Origin of the sequence: Microbacterium sp. NPDC076911 (assembly GCF_040687125.1) — a bacterium.
Taxonomy (GTDB): domain Bacteria; phylum Actinomycetota; class Actinomycetes; order Actinomycetales; family Microbacteriaceae; genus Microbacterium.
On sequence record NZ_JBFBMP010000006.1, the window covers coordinates 1 to 15,312 of the forward strand.

15 protein-coding genes and 2 pseudogenes are annotated in these 15,312 nt (G+C 62.0%); 14 read left to right on the top strand and 3 right to left on the bottom strand.

Features of this window, described 5'->3' with window-relative positions; genetic code table 11:
- Positions 1–94: 94 nt before the first annotated feature.
- The 9 genes and pseudogenes from AB0O81_RS10410 to AB0O81_RS10450 all read left to right on the top strand — a co-directional run.
- A pseudogene (locus tag AB0O81_RS10410) lies at positions 95–1,129 on the top strand (rhodanese-like domain-containing protein); the annotation flags it as partial.
- Between the two features lie 21 nt (positions 1,130–1,150).
- A complete protein-coding gene (locus tag AB0O81_RS10415; RefSeq protein ID WP_363583960.1) occupies positions 1,151–1,939 on the top strand; it encodes a sulfite exporter TauE/SafE family protein in 789 nt (262 codons plus the stop codon).
- 46 nt (positions 1,940–1,985) lie between these two features.
- Positions 1,986–2,360, top strand: coding sequence for a rhodanese-like domain-containing protein (locus tag AB0O81_RS10420; protein WP_363583962.1), 375 nt, complete (start codon positions 1,986–1,988; stop codon positions 2,358–2,360).
- A 162-nt stretch (positions 2,361–2,522) separates the two neighbouring features.
- Positions 2,523–4,244 carry an AMP-binding protein gene (locus AB0O81_RS10425; RefSeq protein WP_363583964.1) on the top strand — a complete coding sequence of 574 codons (1,722 nt, stop codon included), beginning with the start codon at positions 2,523–2,525 and terminating at the stop codon, positions 4,242–4,244.
- A gap of 123 nt (positions 4,245–4,367) precedes the next feature.
- On the top strand, positions 4,368–5,174 hold the full coding sequence (locus AB0O81_RS10430; protein ID WP_363583965.1) for a universal stress protein: 807 nt from the start codon (positions 4,368–4,370) through the stop codon (positions 5,172–5,174).
- 58 nt (positions 5,175–5,232) lie between these two features.
- Positions 5,233–6,894, top strand: coding sequence for a GAF domain-containing protein (locus tag AB0O81_RS10435; RefSeq protein WP_363583967.1), 1,662 nt, complete (start codon positions 5,233–5,235; stop codon positions 6,892–6,894).
- Positions 6,891–7,535 (top strand): response regulator transcription factor, encoded by a 645-nt coding sequence (locus AB0O81_RS10440; RefSeq protein ID WP_363583969.1) that lies wholly within the window; start codon positions 6,891–6,893, stop codon positions 7,533–7,535. The genes AB0O81_RS10435 and AB0O81_RS10440 overlap by 4 nt, the downstream gene beginning before the upstream one ends.
- 103 nt (positions 7,536–7,638) lie before the next feature.
- Positions 7,639–8,079: a pyridoxamine 5'-phosphate oxidase family protein gene (locus AB0O81_RS10445; RefSeq protein ID WP_363583971.1), complete on the top strand. Its 441-nt coding sequence runs from the start codon at positions 7,639–7,641 to the stop codon at positions 8,077–8,079.
- Between the two features lie 101 nt (positions 8,080–8,180).
- On the top strand, positions 8,181–8,813 hold the full coding sequence (locus tag AB0O81_RS10450) for a pyridoxamine 5'-phosphate oxidase family protein (RefSeq protein WP_363583973.1): 633 nt from the start codon (positions 8,181–8,183) through the stop codon (positions 8,811–8,813).
- A 44-nt stretch (positions 8,814–8,857) separates the two neighbouring features.
- On the opposite strand, the gene AB0O81_RS10455 is transcribed toward AB0O81_RS10450, so the two are convergent.
- The 3 genes and pseudogenes from AB0O81_RS10455 to AB0O81_RS10465 all read right to left on the bottom strand — a co-directional run bounded on the left by AB0O81_RS10455 (position 8,858) and on the right by AB0O81_RS10465 (position 11,300).
- Positions 8,858–9,250: an HsmA family protein gene (locus tag AB0O81_RS10455; protein WP_363583975.1), complete on the bottom strand. Its 393-nt coding sequence runs from the start codon at positions 9,248–9,250 to the stop codon at positions 8,858–8,860.
- Positions 9,251–9,277: 27 nt separating this feature from the next.
- A pseudogene (locus AB0O81_RS10460) lies at positions 9,278–10,941 on the bottom strand (SulP family inorganic anion transporter).
- A complete protein-coding gene (locus tag AB0O81_RS10465; protein WP_363583977.1) occupies positions 10,938–11,300 on the bottom strand; it encodes a metalloregulator ArsR/SmtB family transcription factor in 363 nt (120 codons plus the stop codon). The pseudogene AB0O81_RS10460 and the gene AB0O81_RS10465 overlap by 4 nt, the downstream one beginning before the upstream one ends.
- Positions 11,301–11,410: 110 nt before the next feature.
- Between AB0O81_RS10465 and AB0O81_RS10470 the strand changes: the two genes are divergently transcribed.
- The 5 genes from AB0O81_RS10470 (at position 11,411) to AB0O81_RS10490 (ending at position 15,257) form a co-directional block, all read left to right on the top strand.
- Positions 11,411–11,770, top strand: a complete 360-nt coding sequence (locus AB0O81_RS10470) for a DUF2200 domain-containing protein (protein WP_363583980.1) — start codon at positions 11,411–11,413, stop codon at positions 11,768–11,770.
- Positions 11,771–11,873: 103 nt separating this feature from the next.
- Positions 11,874–12,797 (top strand): L,D-transpeptidase, encoded by a 924-nt coding sequence (locus AB0O81_RS10475; protein ID WP_363583982.1) that lies wholly within the window; start codon positions 11,874–11,876, stop codon positions 12,795–12,797.
- 19 nt (positions 12,798–12,816) lie between these two features.
- Positions 12,817–13,809, top strand: a complete 993-nt coding sequence (locus tag AB0O81_RS10480) for an aldo/keto reductase (protein ID WP_363583984.1) — start codon at positions 12,817–12,819, stop codon at positions 13,807–13,809.
- Positions 13,810–13,881: 72 nt separating this feature from the next.
- Positions 13,882–14,850: a hypothetical protein gene (locus AB0O81_RS10485; RefSeq protein WP_363583987.1), complete on the top strand. Its 969-nt coding sequence runs from the start codon at positions 13,882–13,884 to the stop codon at positions 14,848–14,850.
- Positions 14,820–15,257 carry an HNH endonuclease signature motif containing protein gene (locus AB0O81_RS10490; protein WP_363583989.1) on the top strand — a complete coding sequence of 146 codons (438 nt, stop codon included), beginning with the start codon at positions 14,820–14,822 and terminating at the stop codon, positions 15,255–15,257. The genes AB0O81_RS10485 and AB0O81_RS10490 overlap by 31 nt, the downstream gene beginning before the upstream one ends.
- The last annotated feature ends 55 nt before the right edge of the window (positions 15,258–15,312 follow it).

Below are 15,312 nucleotides of genomic sequence, written 5' to 3' on the forward strand. Positions count from 1 at the left end.
TTGAACTCTTCCGAATACCTCATCATGATCAATTATTCCGATCTCGCCACCCTCGCGGGAAGCGGACAGGAGTCAACCAAACCTTCAGCAGACCCTTGTGACCGACGGTGCGCAGGCGACTGCTCCGGGCTTCATGCTCACCGGAGACTTCGTTTTCGTCGGCGACCTTGGTCGCCCCGACCTTCTTGACGAAGCCGCGGGTTTTGTCGACACGCGCTTCGGGGGAGCGAAAGACCTCTTCGCCAGTCTGCGCGATCAGTTCCTGCCCCTGCCGGACTATGTGCAAGTGCTGCCTGCACATGGTTCAGGTTCGGCGTGTGGCAAGGCCCTCGGCGCGATCGCTTCGTCAACGGTCGGGTACGAACGCAACTTCTCTTGGTGGGCGAAATACCTTGAGAACAATGACGAGCAGGGGTTCGTCAACGAATTGCTCAATGGCCAGCTCGATGCCCACGCATACTTTGCGCGGATGAAGAAGCAAAATAGGCTTGGCCCCGCCGTTATGGGAACGGTCCCTGAGCTGCGTGAATACTCTGTCGACGAGCTGACATCTGCGCTCACCGCTGACAGCGTGATCTTCGTCGACACGCGAGCCAACAGCGCCGTACACGAGGGCACCGTTGAGCGTTCACTGAACGTGCCGGGCGTAGCAAAAGCAGCAAGCTACGGTGCCTGGGTGTATGACCCAGAGCACGAGCAGCGCCCGCTCGTATTGCTCGCTGATTCCCGCGAACAGGCTGAGCAGATGCGCGACCACTTCGTGCGAGTTGGCATTGACACCGTCGACGGCTACGTGCTGTCACTTGCCGGACTTGAGCTCGTGAAGCCCGCAACCGTTGATCCAGCGGATCTTGACTCGGTGGATGCTGCGCTCTTGCTCGACGTGCGAAACCGCACCGAGTATGCCGAGGGGCACTTGCCAGGCGCCGCACAGCTATCGGGCGGTCGCCTCATGTGGCACCTCGACGAGTTGCCCGCGGAAGGCACGATCGTCACCTACTGCCAGAGCGGCGTGCGCAACAGCGTTGCTGCGAGCGAACTGCGCCGCGACGGCTATGACGTGGTGGAGCTCGAGGGTAGCTATCTTGGCTGGCTCGCAGTGCCGGGCAATACCCCTGTTGCTGCATAGCGTGTCTGGTTGCCGTCGCTGATGGAGTCGCTAGTAGTAATTGCGCTGCTTCTCGCCGTGCTGGTGGGAGTCTCGCTCGGCCTGCTCGGCGGCGGTGGGTCGATTCTTACCGTCCCGATCCTGACCTATGTGCTGGGCATGCCACCTAGAGAGGCCATCGCTGCGTCGCTGTTCATCGTCGGAACAACGAGCGCGGTACGCGTGATCTCTCACGCCCGAGCAGGCCGGGTGGTCTGGCGAACCGGCATCATCTTTGGCCTCGCGGGCATGGCGGGTGCATTTGCCGGAGGATTGCTTGGAGGGTTCATTCCCGGGGCGGTGCTTCTCATCCTCTTTGCCGGGATGATGATCGTCACCGCAATCGCGATGATCAAAGGCCGCAAGCCGCGTGCCACGGGCGAATCTGGCGCTGCGCACCCCCTGCCCGTCGTGCGCATCGTGATCGATGGGTTGCTGGTAGGTATCGCCACGGGCCTGGTGGGAGCCGGCGGCGGATTTCTGGTTGTTCCCGCCCTGACCCTGCTGGGTGGGCTTCCGATGGCAGTTGCCGTTGGCACGTCGTTGCTGGTCATCGCGATGAAGTCGTTTGCCGGGCTTGGCGGATATCTGATTTCCGTGCAGCTCGACTGGCCAGTCGTCTTAGGATTCACCGCCGCAGCGGTGGCCGGCTCGTTCGTCGGTGTCGCACTCGCGGGCAAGATTCCCGAGCGTGCGCTTCGACGAGGATTTGGGATCTTCGTCCTCGCGATGGGGGTTTTCATCCTCGTCCAAGAAGTTCCGCAGCTGGTCGCGACGCTCGCCGTCGTGTGACCAAAACAGTTCTTTGATCCAACCGTCTCTACTGAAAGGAACGCTCATGCGTCGCTCCATTCCTCTTGCTATCTCTGCCATCTTTCTCACACTGGGCCTCGCTGCCTGCACGTCGACGACGTCGGCGAGTGACGCCACCCCTGAGCTCAGCGATGACACGATCATTCTTGATGTGCGCACTCAAGAGGAGTACGACGCGGGGCACCTTGAGGGTGCCCAGCTGCTCGACTTCAACGGCGGCGAAGTCGCGGCGGCCATTCCGACGCTAGACCCCGACGCCGAGTATCTCGTCTACTGCCGTAGTGGCAACCGAGCAGGCCAAGCCATAGCGCTCATGGAAGAGGCAGGCTTCTCCGACCTCACCAACCTTGGCTCGCTCGAAGACGCAGCCCAGACAACGAGCATCGAGATCGTCCGCTGAGCGTGGCCCGGCAATGGGCGCAGTCGATCAGGTGCGACTCGAGAGCTAGGTGATGACCGACACCAGCGCGGGTCCTGACGCTCTCGTGGCAGCGAGGAGTGTTCACGCCCGCGCCTGAGCGCGACGTCGTGCGATGCTGTTACGTGGCTTAGGGAGAACCAAATGACATTCGTGCCCCGTCAGGCAACGGCAGCGACAACGGCGATACTTGAGCAGCGCGAGGCGCTGTTCGCGAGCTCGCATGACTATGACACGGCGGTGTCAGGCTTTCGCTGGCCTCAGCTGACGGAGTTCAACTTCGCACTTGAGTGGTTCGACGTTGTCGCCGGCGAGCACCCTGATCGCGCGGCGGTCACGCTGGTTTCGGCCGATCTGAGCACCCGATCGTGGTCGTATGCTGACCTCTCTTCCCGCAGTGATCAGGTGGCTAACTGGCTGACCGAGATCGGCGTGCGCCGTGGCGATCACGTGATCGTCATGCTCGGCAACACCATCGAGCTCTGGGAGGTGATGCTCGCCATCACCAAGATCGGTGCGGTGTCGGTACCAACGTCGACATTGCTTTCGGCAGCCGACCTTGAGTACCGCGTGGAGCACGGCGCCATGCGCGCCATCGTCACCGAGTCGAAGCTGGCACCGATTACCGAAGCGATTGACGCGGACGTGATTCGGGTCGGAACAGGAAGTGTTGCTCCGGAAGGATGGATCCCTTGGGATGACTCCTATGAGGCTGATCCCGCATTCGCCCCGGACGGCCCCACACCCGCGGGTGACGCCGCGTTGTTGTACTTCACATCAGGAACCACATCGCAACCCAAACTCGTGCGCCACACTCATGTGTCTTATCCCGTGGGACACCTGTCCACCATGTGGTGGCTGGGTGTCAAACCGGGCGACATCCATTTGAACATCTCGTCGCCTGGCTGGGGCAAGCACGCGTGGAGCAACTTCTATGCGCCTTTTCTTGCCCAAGCGACGGTGTTCGTCTTCACCTACGAGCGCTTCGACGCAGCCCAGCTGATGCACGTAATGCACACACACGAGGTGACGACTTTCTGTGCACCTCCGACCGTCTGGCGAATGCTGATTCAAGCCGACCTCAGCCTGCTGGCCACTCCGCCTAGAGAGTTGGTAGGCGCCGGTGAGCCGCTCAACCCTGAAGTCATCAGTCGCGTTCGAGCGGCGTGGGGCGCCAGTATTCGCGACGGATACGGACAAACCGAGATGACCTGCGCGATCGGAAACGCACCAGGGCAGCCGATCAAAGACGGTTCGATGGGCAAACCGATGCCCGGGTATCCGGTCGTTCTCGCTGATCCAGTCACTGGCGCGGTACGCGACGACGAAGGCGAGATCTGCCTCGATCTTTCCGTGCACACCCTCGGTCTCATGGACGGATACCACAACGACCTTGCGCGCACCGCCGAGGCGTGCCGCGACGGCATGTACCACACCGGTGACATCGCTTCTCGGGATGCTGATGGGTATCTCACCTATGTGGGCCGAGCCGACGATGTCTTCAAGGCCTCCGACTACAAGATCTCACCGTTCGAAGTTGAGTCGGTGCTCATGGAGCACCCGCTCGTCGTCGAAGCAGCGGTCGTACCAAGCCCCGATGAGCTTCGCCTCGCCGTGCCGAAAGCATACGTGCGTCTCACTGACGCTGGCCACGACCATGAAGCGGCGGCGCGGAGCATCTTCGCTCATTGCGACGAGCGCCTATCCGCCTGGCAGCGCGTGCGCATTCTTGAGTTTGCCGAAGACTTGCCCAAGACCATTTCGGGCAAGATCCGTCGCGTGGAGTTGCGCGGCTGGGAAGCGCAGCGTGTCGCCCAAGGCGGCGATGCTGCCGGTCAGCACTTCGAACGTGACTACCGCGGCTGATCAGTTTAGGCGCCGCCGTGCTCGTGCCACGGGACCTTGGGCCCTGTGGCATCGCCCCTGCCTTCTTTAATCTCGGGACTACGAGCGGTAATGCGTCGCTTGCGCCGATGAGGGGAGTCGTTCGTGGACACCGTGGTGGTTGGATTCGACGGCACAGCGCCCAGCGTGAATGCTCTCGAATGGGCAGCGCACCGCGCAGCGAAGCATATAGCGCAGATAAGAATCGTCACGGTTGCCGTCGCTGCCGAGGATCCGCTTCTCGACGCGGGCGCCGGAGGTGTACAGCAGGCGCAAGCAATCGCACCGGCAGTCGAGATCGTCGCGTCGCACGTGATTGGAAAGATGCCGCAAGCGCTATTGGATGCTGCAGCAGGCGCCACACTTCTCGTAATCGGTGCACACCGCCAACGCCCAGTGCGGGCAGCCCTTGCTGGATGGCCGCCACTGCGGCTGGCATCGAGGGCCGAGGGCCCGGTTGTGGTAGTGCCTGAAGACTGGTCGGATTCTGCCGGCCCGGTTCTGGTGGGAATTGACGACGATGATTCTTCCGCAAGAGCTGTGCAATTCGCTGCCGGCGAGGCTGATCGGCTCGGCCTGCCATTGTTGCTTCTGCACGCGTGGCAGATGCCGTCCCCAACGACGGACGGGGCATTCGCCTACTTGGCATCGCCGCTGGAGCAGAAGACCGTTCACCGCCGCATCCTCGATGACCTTCGCAGCGAGGTGCGAGCTCAGCATCCAGAACTGATTGTCGAGGCAGCCCTCGTGCAAGGTGCACCCAGCGGTGCGCTGCTCAGCGAGGCCAGGCGATGCTCGCTGATGGTGATCGGCACCCATCGCCGCAGCTTGCTCGAGGGCGCACTGCTGGGATCGGTGGCCCAGGATACGCTGAGGGGGTCGCGTATTCCGGTTTGCGTAGTTCCTTCGTAGCGAAGAGCAACCCGAAGTTGGCATAGCGTGACAACCTTCGCCCGACGGGAGACGCGGAATGTTCGAGAGCGGCGATACGCCCCTGCCGACGCCGCGCGAGGCTGAGCCTGAGCAGCACCGGCGCCGCATGCATGACCTGCTGCGCGCGAGCACTTCCATAGTGGAACGGCTCGACCTCGATGTCGTGTTGCGACGCATTGTCGAGGCTGGAATGAGACTGGTTGACGCGAAGTACGGCGCGCTCGGCGTGATCGGCTTAGACGGCGCACTCGAGCGCTTCATCCATGTCGGCATGAACGCACACGTCGTCGCGCAGCTGGGTCACCTGCCCACGGGCAAGGGGCTGCTTGGCGCTGTGATTTCCGCTGGCGAGCCGATCCGCTTGGAACATCTGTCATCGGATCCGCGCTCGGCTGGCGTGCCCGACCATCACCCTGACATGGACTCCTTCCTCGGCGTGCCCGTGAGAGTCGGAGATCAGGTCTACGGCAACCTTTACCTCACCGAGGGAAAGAACGGTGCGTTCAGCGCAGACGACCAAGAACTGATCGTTGCCCTCGCTGCTACCGCCGGCATCGCAATCGAGAACGCTCGCCTCTACGACGCAGCGCGCACTCGCGAGGCCTGGCAGGCGGCTATTGCTGACGTCGTCACCGCCATGCTCGATGTCAGCGGCGACAACGTGTTGGATGTGATCGCCGATAGGGTGGCCGCAGCAATCGAAGCCGATCTCGTGGCGGTCGCTACTCCGCACGGCGACGACGATCTAGAGCTGTCGGCGGTGCACGGCGTCAACGCGGACGCACTACGCGGTCGGGTGTATCCCGCCGAAGGAACGCTGACCGCCCACGCGCTGAATACTCGTCGTGCGGTGAGCGCCGACGCGCAACGTAGCGGCGAGATGTCTGAGTGGCAGACGGCCTTGGGGCCGTCGGTTGCTATTCCGTTGTTCGTAGGTGATGAGCCGCTGGGTGCTCTCGTGGTGTCTCGCAAGTCCGGAGGTCCCGGCTTCACCGCGGCCGACCTCGAGATGGCTTTCACGTTCGCCGCGCAAGCCAGCATCGCGCTTGAGGTGGTGCGTGCCCGAGAGGAACGCAGCCGCACCGCGACCAACCGCGACCGCGCCCGCATCGCCCGCGATCTGCATGATCATGTCGTACAGCGGCTCTTCGGCGCTGGCCTGTCGCTGCAAGCAGTTTCAGCGAGTGTGGATTCGCCCGCATCCGATGCCATCGAAACGCAGATTGACGTGCTCGACGCGACCATCAAAGACATTCGCACCATCATCTTCGCGCTGAGCAGTGGCGACCGAAAGGGGGTCAAGCAGCTGCGCGATCGCCTGCTCGATGTCGTTTCGGACGTGACGGGAACGTGGTCGCCGCCGCCTCACCTGTCGTTTGCAGGACCGGTAGACAGTCTCACGTCGTCGGCGCTCGCCGATGATGTCGTTGCAGTGCTTCGCGAGTTGCTCACCAACGTTGGCAAGCATGCACACGCGACGGTGGTTTCGGTACGCGTCGCTCTTTTTGACGGCTGGATCCAGCTCGAAGTGCAAGACAACGGGCGAGGCATTGCAGAGGGTGCGGCTCGCAGTGGGCTGGCGAATATCGCAGACCGGGCGTTGCTACGCGGTGGGCAATGCGAGATCATCAGTGAGCGAGACGGTGGCACGCACGTGCGGTGGAAGGTGCCTATAGACGACCGGAGCCACGAATCATGATCCGCGTATTTCTCGTCGATGACCATGAAATCGTGCGGCGCGGTATCGCACAACTCGTCGACACTCAGCCTGACCTCGAAGTGGTGGGTGAGGCGGGTACCGTCGCGGAGGCGCTTCGCAGAGTCGACGCGTGCTTGCCCGATGTGGCCGTGCTCGACGTGCGGCTTCCCGACGGGAACGGGGTGGATCTGTGCCGAGAGATTCGCTCGGCGCATCCTGCGGTCGCATGCTTGATCCTCACCGCGTACGACGACGACGAGGCGTTGCGTTCTGCCGTGCTTGCTGGGGCGAGCGGGTACGTGTTGAAGGACATTCGCAGTGGCATGCTCGTGGAGGCGATTCGCCGCGCCGCGGCCGGAGGCACGATTCAGGCATCCGAGGTCATGATGCGTGCGGCACGCACGCTCCACTCCGACCGCGAACGCCGCGATGAGAACAGCGCTCCTGCGCTCTCACTTCGGGAGAGTCAGGTGCTCTCGCTGATCGCTGAAGGGCTTACCAACCGAGAGATCGGCGAACGATTGGGTCTTGCCGAGAAGACGGTCAAGAACTACGTCAGCGGTCTGCTCGCAAAGCTCGGAATGGAGCGGCGCACACAAGCGGCTGTATATGGCGCGGAGCGCAAACACCAGTCGGGCTGATGCTCACGCGCTCACGGGACCTTCGGCCCTTTACTCTCGGGCGATCGAGGAGTTGAGTAAGGGGTAGCACGGCATCAGCCGTACGCAGTCGAAGGGAGACGCCGTGGACTCCGCGATCGAGAGCGTTGTCGAGCAACTCAGCGCCGAGACATGTTGGGAATTGCTCGGTCGCGCGCAACTGGGTCGGCTTGCGCTCGCCGTTCACGATGAGATTGACATCTTTCCAGTCAACTTCGTCGTGCATGAGGGCTCGCTTCTGTTTCGCACGGCCCCGGGCACGAAGCTGTTCGAGCTGACGGTGAATCCGCGCGTCGCTTTCGAAGTGGACGAGTTCGACGAGGGCGTCGCTGCGAGCGTCGTGCTCAAGGGCGAGGCCGAACGGGTGGAGGCTCAAGACGAGGTGGATGAAGCCGACGCGCTCGAACTGAAACCATGGATTCCCACCCTCAAGTATCGGTGGGTGCGAATTACACCCACCTCGCTGAGCGGACGTCGCTTTGTGCGAGCGCCTGAGCCAGATAGGTATGACGTCATCGACGACTGATCCCGCAAGGCGTCGCCCAGAGGCCCCAGAAGTCATCGACAAGAAAGTCCTGCATCACCACGGTCCACAGCAATCACGTTCGAGGAAAGGAGCCGCACATCATGACCAGTTCTGTACCAGCTAAAGGCGACGGTGCACAACAAGTGTCTGCGTCGGAAGTCCAACCACGCACTGAAGCACCCAACCCCTATTTCATCGAGCCGCACAACGAACCCAGCGCCGCGAGCCTCGGTGTGCAAGAGATTCCAGTCGATGAATGTTGGCGGCTGTTGGAATCGGTTGATCTTGGCAGACTGGCGATCGTGGCTGGGGACGGACGCCCCGACGTGTTTCCAATGAACTTCTTGGTCTACGACGGCAGCGTCATCATCCGCACCGCACCTGGCGGAAAATTGCAGGCGTTGCACTCGAACCCGGCGGTGGCGTTCGAAGTGGATGGATCAGACGTGTGGCGACACTGGAGCGTTGTGATGCGCGGCGACGTCGTGCGCATGGACGCCGATGAGCTGATCGAAGCATCAGGTGCGCTGGAGTTGTTCTCGTGGAGTCCGACCGCGAAACACAACTTTCTGAGGTTGACCCCAGACTCTGTCTCGGGTCGTCGCTTTCGCAAACGTTTGCCCACGGCCGCAGCCGAGGGGGAACCCGGGGCCACCGGCGAGGGACAAGACGAAGAAGGTCGCGTGCACGACGAGAAACCATCGCCCATCCCGCACTACGCTCCGCTCGAATGAATCGAACCGCCTAGCCTCACGAAAGGGCAAGCACAACCGGCGTCTCAGCCGATCATGGCACCAGCGGCACCAGCAACATAGGGGATCAGCCAGATCACCCACACGACAACGCTGAACCGGTGGAACGTGTGAATCTCTTTATCGCGACCGCGTAGCAAGACGATGACTGCCCACACCAGGTGGAAGGCCATCAGTGCAATCGCGATCAGGCCGCTCCACGCCATCACGGTGTCTAGAGCGCTTGCCTCAACGCCCGCGGCGCGGCGTTCGTTCGCGATGCTGCTCATCATGAGCGTGCCGGTGGTGTCGGCAGCGAGCCCGAGAGCGAAGAACGCGACGTGCCACCATTTCAGCACCTTTTGGATGCGCTCAGCCCACACCCCGATCGTGTAGAAAACGAGTGCGAGCGTGATGGTGACGATGGCGGCAGGCAGCATAGGGATCCTTTCTGGACTGTTGCGAGCCTACCGGCGGCCGCGCGGCTCGTTGCCCACAGCAGATCGTGCCACGTGTGATCTCGCATGGTCGATCGCGGGTTGTAACTCGGTGAATAGATGGTTGGGATGTCTCAGTGAATCCACCGTGCCCAGTCGCTCGAGCACCTGCAGGTGTTCGGTCCTGATGCCCTTGATCAAGACAGTAACGCCGCGCTGTTCCAAGGTTGTGACGAGCTCGGTCAAGGTGCGGGCTCCGGTCGCATCGATCAACTGCAACTGCGATAAGCGCAGGATCACCACCTCAATACCTTGTTGACCGCTGATGCGATCGAGCAACCGCTCTGCAGCGCCGAAGAACAACGAACCGTCAATTCGGAACAGCCCGATTCTCTCGTCGCCTGGCAGCGCAGGGCTCGGCAGTTCCTCTCGGCGCACGTCGCTCGCTTCGCTGAGAGCACGCAGAGCGAAGAATGCGGCCGCCACAATGCCGATGCCGACCGCAACGATGAGATCGAAGCTCACCGTTATCACCGCGGTGATGACAAACACGACGGCATCTGCTCTGGTGGAGCGCAGCACCAGCGCGATGAGTCGAGGAGACATCATGCGCGCGGCGGTCACCATGAGAACCCCAGAAAGCGCGGCCAGCGGAATAGTTGCGACGACGGATGCTGCCGCGTAGACGACTGTCAGTAGCGCGAGCGAATGCACAAGCGCAGAGACTCTGGTGCGCGCGCCCGAACGCACGTTGACCGCTGTGCGCGCGATCGCTCCGGTCGCAGGCATCCCACCGAAGAAGCCGGAGGCAATAGAAGCGAGACCCTGCCCGACGAGCTCACGGTCGGCGTTGACGGGCCCGGTGTCGGCCATCGACGCAGCAACGCGCGCTGAGAGTAGTGACTCGATCGCGGCAAGCGCAGCCACCGCGAACGCTGGGCCTATCAGGCTCAGCGTGGTGTCCACGGTGAACAGCGGCAGGCTTGGCGCTGGCAGAGAGCGCGGCAGTTCGCCGATCGTCGCGAGCGGCAACGTGAAGATGGCCGCAGCCAGTGTCACGACAACGATGGCGATGAATGATGCTGGTAGGCGGCCGCTCACCTTGCTCAGCAGCACCATGATCAGGGCTACCACAATCACCGCAGCGACAGGCAGCAGTGCGGCAGGCCAGTCAGCATCCGCCACGGATTGAACGGCCGCGACCAGTGCGTTCGTGCTGTGGCCGGTACTGGCGACTCCTACGGCGGCGGGAACCTGCTGAAGAAGATGATGATGCCAATGCCGACCGTAAAGCCCTCGATCACCGGCCATGGGATGTAGCTCACGGTTCGCCCGAGCCGCAACGCTCCGGCGACCAGAACTATGCACCCAGCCAGAATGCTGACGATTACAACGGCCTCGACACCGTGCAGAACCACGATGGGCGCCAGCACGACGACCATCGCCCCCGTCGGGCCAGAGACCTGCACGTTTGATCCGCCGAACACCGCCGCGACGATGCCCGCAACGATCGCGGTGATAAGTCCAGCTTCGGCACCGACACCCGAACTGACGCCAAAAGCGAGGGCCAAGGGCAGAGCGACGATGCCGACGGTGATGCCCGCGGCGACGTCACCTCGCCAGCTTCGGCGCAACCCGCGATAGTCGTCGCGGTTGGGCAACAGGGTGCGCAGCGACCGTGAGGGAGCGCTCATCGGGCGGCGGAGATTGCAGGAAGTGAGTTTGCGATCGCTCTTTGGTCGGCAGACGCGTGCAGCAACTGGTCGAGCAACTGCCGAGCAACCATCAGCAGATCTGCAACCTGCGGGTATGCCAGGCGGTAATACACCACACTCGCTCGGCGCTCCGAGACAACCAGCCCGTAGCGTCGCAGTACCGACAGATGCTGCGAAAGATGGGAGGCTTCAAGCCCGGTTTGCATGAGCATCTCTGAGACGGATGCTTCATCGGCACTCGAGAGAATCTCGAGCACGCGAATGCGATACGGATGCGCGAGCCCCTTGAAGAGGTTTGCTTTGATCTCGTAGAGCGGGCGCTGATCGTTGTCGAACACTGGGTGACTCCGGCCTCTAGAGAATTGCGAATTGATGGAGTCATCATATCGCAGCTGAGTTCACGCGATATCGTGAACACGGTCAGTCCATTCGTCAGCAGGAGCCCTTCATGCCAAGCGATCGCATCCTTCGAATGACTTTCGCGAGCATCTACGTGCTCTATGTGCAGAAGGTTGAGCGCAAAGGCAAAACCAAAGAAGACGTCGATACGGTGATCGAGTGGCTCACCGGTCACGATGAAGAGAGCCTCGCCAAGGCAGTCGCAGATGAGGTCGACCTCGAGACCTTCTTCGCCGAGTCGCCAGCTTTCAATCCCGATGCGTCACTCATCACGGGTGTGATCTGTGGCTACCGTGTCGAAGACATTGAAGACCCGCTAATGCAAAAGATTCGCTATATGGACAAGCTCGTCGACGAAGTTGCACGCGGCAAGAAGATGACATCGATCCTTCGCACGTCCGCAGTCTGAACGGTTCGCGCTGCAGATCGTACAAACCCCATGTCACCTGCCAATGCGCTGAGCAGCGCGGGTCTGTGTTGCGGCACGCGGCCGCGCCCCCGACGATGGAGGAGTGACGACCCCTGACGAGATGACTGCGGCCCCGCGCCGCTGGCCTTGGATCGCCGCAGCCGGTGCCCTGGCGGCCATCGCGGTAGTGGTCTTTTCGATGTGGATGCTACGCCCCGCCGAAACGGCAGCCTCCACGCCCATCGCCACGCCCACGGCGACAGCGATGCCCACAGCCACCCCTACGCCGACGCCCACCCCGACTCCCACCGGGTTCCCGGCAAATACAGCGACGTACGACGTGACGACGCTAGAGCAGGTGAGCGTGTTCTCGGTGCTTGAGAAACTGCCGGTAGATGACGAGCCAGCGGCATCCTTCGTGGGAGAAACCGCCCTTGCTCTCGGAGTCGGCGCGCCCGTCTTCGCCGACCCTGAGGGAGAGCCCGTTGCGTACGTACCGCGCGAGTTCCCCTATGACGGCACCTTGCTTCCGGTAATCGAACGCCAGACCAATTGGGTGAAGGTACTGCTCACTGGTCGGCAGGCCATTCCGTCGACGGGGGATCCGGCACAGGTGAGCGGATGGTTGCGCGTGCAAGACGTTGAACTCGCGCCGAACGATACCGTGGTCAAGGTCGATATCTCAGAGCGCACCCTCGACATCGTGACAGACGGCGAAGCGCAGCGTATCGCCAACGACTTTGCTTGGGGCACGGACGCAACGCCTACCCCGCTCGGGCGCACCTTCATCATGACCACTCGTGTGGTCGAGGAGTTCTGGTACACGCGCGGACATCCGATCGTATATCTCGCCGTGCAATCGCCAACGCTCGATGGTTTCGGGGGAGCGGACGTCGCAATCACCGCATTCCACTACCATGACCAGCGCTCGGGTGCTATCTCGAACGGGTGCATTCGACTGGATGCAGATGCGATAGATACGCTCGCAGAGTTGCCGATCGGCACCCCGGTCGTCATTGAGCAATAACCGTCACACAAGGAACCTCATGAACCAGCGCCCCCTCGCTCGCACCGGTCGAAGCATCTCCGCTATCGGGTTGGGAACCTGGCAGCTCGGTGCGGATTGGGGAGCGGTCAGCGAAGAAGACGCGACCGCGGTACTTGCTGCGTCGGCCGACGCTGGCGTGACGCTGTTCGACACCGCCGATGTCTACGGTGACGGCCGCAGCGAGTCGATCATCGGTGCATTCCTTGCTTCGCGCCCCGGACACGGCATCACCGTTGCCACCAAGATGGGTCGGCGGATGGCGCAGGAGGCAGAGAACTACGGCTCCGAGAACTTTCGCGCGTGGACCGATCGCTCGCGCAAGAACCTCCGCGTGGACGCCCTCGACCTCGTGCAACTGCACTGCCCGCCTACCGCGGTGATCAAAAGTGATGAGACTTACGACGCGTTGGATGCCCTGGTCGCCGACGGCACGATTGCTGCCTATGGCGTCTCGGTAGAGACGGCCGCGCAAGCGCTCGCCGTCATCTCGCGCCCGAACGTGTCGAATGTGCAGATCATTTTCAACCCGTTCCGGTTGAAGCCCCTGGATGAGGTGCTGCCAGCGGCCGATGCGGCAGGCGTTGCGGTCTTCGCGCGCGTGCCTCTTGCCTCAGGATTGCTGTCGGGCAAATACACGGCCAACACGACGTTTGCCGAAAACGATCACCGTACGTACAACCGACACGGCGAGGCCTTCGACCGCGGCGAGACCTTCTCGGGCGTGGACTTCTCTGTGGGCCTCGAGGCGGTAGCGGAGCTGACCAGTGCGTTGCCAGAAGGTGTCACGCTTCCCGCGGCGACTCTCGCGTGGATTGCCTCGCGCCCTGGGGTGACGGCGGTGATCCCTGGCGCGCGCAGCGTTTCGCAAGCGCAGGGAAACGCTGACGCGGGCGAGTTGGCCGAGAGTGGATTTGACGTAGATATGTTCGATTCTGCAGTTCGTGATGTGTACGAGCGATTGTTGCGAGATGCCATGCATCATCAGTGGTGATTCTCTGATTTGCTGGATTCTTTGCAAGGCGGAGGTCTTGTGAGTGTCGTACCTATGTACTAATATGTGGTTATGGATGCGGCGCGTTTCGATGACGATGATCGCTTCGTAGATGATCGCGATCGCGAGGTTTCTGAGGCGTATGCCCGAGATTATGCCGAGATTACGCACGAGCAGATTCTGAGCTTCATGTATGACGCGGTCGAAGAAGATCAGTTCGATGTGAACCGTCGCATGGCCGGTCGTGCAGTGAAATTGGCAGATGCGTTTGCATTCGCGCGAAGCCATCCGTGGATCTATGTCGAAGCGAATATGCCGGATGCTGAGCAGTTTGCCGAGCGCTCTGCGGTGCTCGAAGCATCGTTGAGGTTCAATCTTGCGGAGTCGACCCTCCGGTCGATTGCGCACACGGCTGACGTGGGGCGCGACTGCCTCCCACGGTTGTGGGCACGTGCGCGAGATGGTTTCGCCGGTCTTCCTCAAGTGGATGCTGCAATTGCCCTGTTGCCGCGGTTCCGAGGAGACGCGGCACTGATCCGGCAGTTCGATGACTACGCCGCGGAGGCGGTGCTGCACGGTTCGCCCGCGTCGTTCCGCGCCAAGCTGCGGCGTGCGGCACGACGGCTCGCTCCTGGTTCTGATCCAGCGGCGCACGCTGATGCCTTCGGTCAACGTCGCGTGATCATTGAATCGGTCGCCGACGGTATGTCATGGTTGCACCTGTACGGTGCGACAACCGATCTGTTGGCGATCAAGCGTCGCGCTACTTCGACGGCCAAGCACTTGAAGCGTGTTGTGCATGACGACGGCACGCGAGATGAACGGACTCGTGACCAGATTCGCGCGGACCTGACGGTTGCGTGGCTTCGGGGAGCTGGCACAGCGACTGCGGTCAAGACCAAGGTTTTCGTGACGGTGCCGCTTGACGCTCTTACTCCCGAAGCTCAGCACACGGTGCGCCGCGGGGGAGACCTTCGCGATGGCGGTCTTGATCTCGCTTCGGAGCCCAATTGCTCGGCGACGGCGCGATCGACCCGGTGACTGCGAGGCAGCTGCTTCTCGATGCCGGCCGGTTCACCCGAGTCATCACCGATCCAGTGACGGGCGTGATCCTCGACATGGATCGCCGCTCTCGTCTGGTCACCCGCGCGCAGCGCGAGTGGCTGATGCTCACCCATCATTTGTGCGTTCGAGATGGATGCAATCGGGTCGCGATCGACGCCGAGATCGATCATTGGCAGGAGTATCACGGCCCTGAACGCGGAGCCACAAACATCGCAAACCTTCATCCACTGTGCGGGACTGATCATCGGTTGAAGAGTAGGACCAAGCTTTCGTATCGAAGACGGCGCGATGGTTCCGTGGGAATAGCGTCGCCGACCGGATTTGCTACGCATGTGCCGTGGTGGCGAGTTCCCGCTGTCGTGCCCGAGAAGCCTCCGTTCTAGAACCCTCCGCTCTAGACTCACGAGGTAGTTTCTACTAGACGCACGTCGTGCTCGG